The 1,758-nt window shown below is 63.0% G+C and carries 2 protein-coding genes; one reads left to right on the forward strand and one right to left on the reverse strand.

Annotation, left to right across the window (positions count from 1 at the left end; all coding sequences use genetic code 11):
* Window positions 1–226 precede the first annotated feature (226 nt).
* Window positions 227–715, forward strand: coding sequence for a hypothetical protein (locus EOA24_RS36835; protein ID WP_127252182.1), 489 nt, complete (start codon window positions 227–229; stop codon window positions 713–715).
* 304 nt (window positions 716–1,019) lie between these two features.
* Here the strand turns inward: EOA24_RS36835 and EOA24_RS36840 are convergent, their stop codons facing one another.
* Window positions 1,020–1,757: a VOC family protein gene (locus EOA24_RS36840; RefSeq protein ID WP_127410758.1), complete on the reverse strand. Its 738-nt coding sequence runs from the start codon at window positions 1,755–1,757 to the stop codon at window positions 1,020–1,022.
* Window position 1,758 lies beyond the last annotated feature (1 nt).

Raw genomic sequence — 1,758 nt, forward strand, 5'->3', positions numbered from 1 at the left:
GAACTGAGCAAGGCTTTCGAAAAGCTTCATCCGAAACTCCATTTACCCCCGCTCGGGCCTTAGATTATCGCCCGGCAGTGGACCACTCACTTCCCTTGGCCAACCATCAACAATCGGTGAGCCGAAATGGCTTGAGTCCCCATGTTTCTTCTCGCGATGGTTGCATATATATCCCTATGGTTGTAATAGAGGGGTGATGGATCAAACCAAGCGAGTCTCCTTGATCATGAGAAAAGTCATCATCGGCCTCTTCGCAATCCTTGCAGGCACCAGCTTCGCCATGGCCGCCGATACCGGCTGCGAGACCTTCAAATGGCCGGTCGAGCGCGAGCAGGCGCTGTTTCCGGCGGCGCCCGCCGCGCAGTCCGGCGCTACCCTCACGGTCGGGCAAGCGGCGGATTTCTCGCTTGAGGCTGTGGATACCGTCAGCTTCGAAGTGCCGCCGGAGCGGGCACCGAAAGCCGGCACGTTCGGCGCGACAGCAAATGTGACGGTGCCGCCTGATGGCGAGCTGCAGCTCAGCCTGTCCGACGAGGCCTGGATCGATGTGGTGCAGGATGGCAAGACCGTAAAATCGGCAGCCTTCAGCGGCGTGAAGACCTGCCCTGGCATCCGCAAGAGCATCCGCTTCAAGCTCGCCGGCGGCGCAGCGATCATCCAGCTCAGCGGCGCGAAGAAGGCCGATCTGAAGCTGGCGGTGCTGACGCCGGAGTGACTAATTTAAGAGAGCGGCGCCAGCCGGATAAGTCTTGCCCGTCCTTCGCAGCAATTGCGGAGGGTTGATCGCACCTCTCCCAAGAGGGAAGCGCAATCGCAGACGGCAGCGCTGCCCCCTCTCCGTCCGCTGCGCGGACACCTCTCCCCCATTTCATGGGGGCGAGGAACCCGAGCTTTCAAGGCTGCGACATCCGCGTTAGCGTTTCCTCGCCCCCATGAAATGGGGGAGAGGTGGCTCGGCGAAGCCGAGACGGAGAGTGGGAGCGCCTTATGCGATTGGCCGCTCCGAGGGAGAGAGAATTCTACCTCACCGGTGCCAGCAAGGCGAAATGCGCGCCTTGCGGGTCCTGGCACTGGATGATCCATTGACCGCTCGGCACATCCATCGGCCCCATGATGACCTTGCCGCCATTGTCGGTGACGCGCTTGACGGCGGCGTCGATGGCGTCGACGTTGAAATAGAACTGCCAGACGGGGACCGGGATCTGCGGCGGCTTGTTCATCATGCCGCCGCCGGATTCCGGACCGGCGCCGAAGGTTTTGTAGATGCCCATCTCGCCCATGTCGAACTCGCCGGCGCTCGTCCAACCGAACTGGGTGGAATAGAAATTGAAGGCGGCTTTCCAGTCCGAGGTGTAGAGCTCATGCCAGCCGACATGACCGAGCGTGGTTGCCGGCACCGGCGGCTGGTCAGGCTGATTGGGCTGCAGGAACATGAAGGCCGCACCCTGCGGGTCGGCGACGACCGCGAACCGGCCGACGCCCGGAATACCGTCGGGCGCTCGGTGCACGGCGCCGCCGGCGTCCTTGAGCGCCTGGGTGGAGGCGTCAACATCCTTGGTGTAGATGTAGCCCAGCCAGGTTGGCGGCATGCCCCTCTTGGCGGGTTCTTCCGGCATGGTCATCAATCCGCCGACGCCGCGCTCGGCGGAATTCACCACGATGTAGCGGGGCATGCCGGGGGCGTTGTCGAAGGGCTCGGCCTTCCAGCCGACAACGGCGGTGTAGAAGGCCTCGGCGGCGTCGAGGTCGGTGGTCATC

The sequence above is a fragment of the Mesorhizobium sp. M2A.F.Ca.ET.039.01.1.1 genome (assembly GCF_003998035.1).
Taxonomy (GTDB): Bacteria; Pseudomonadota; Alphaproteobacteria; order Rhizobiales; family Rhizobiaceae; genus Mesorhizobium.

Coding starts and splice junctions, on each gene's coding strand:
- EOA24_RS36835 (WP_127252182.1), top strand. CDS start 227: ATGAGAAAAGTCATCATCGGCCTCTTCGCAATCCTTGCAGGCACCAGC.
- EOA24_RS36840 (WP_127410758.1), bottom strand. CDS start 1,757: ATGACCACCGACCTCGACGCCGCCGAGGCCTTCTACACCGCCGTTGTC.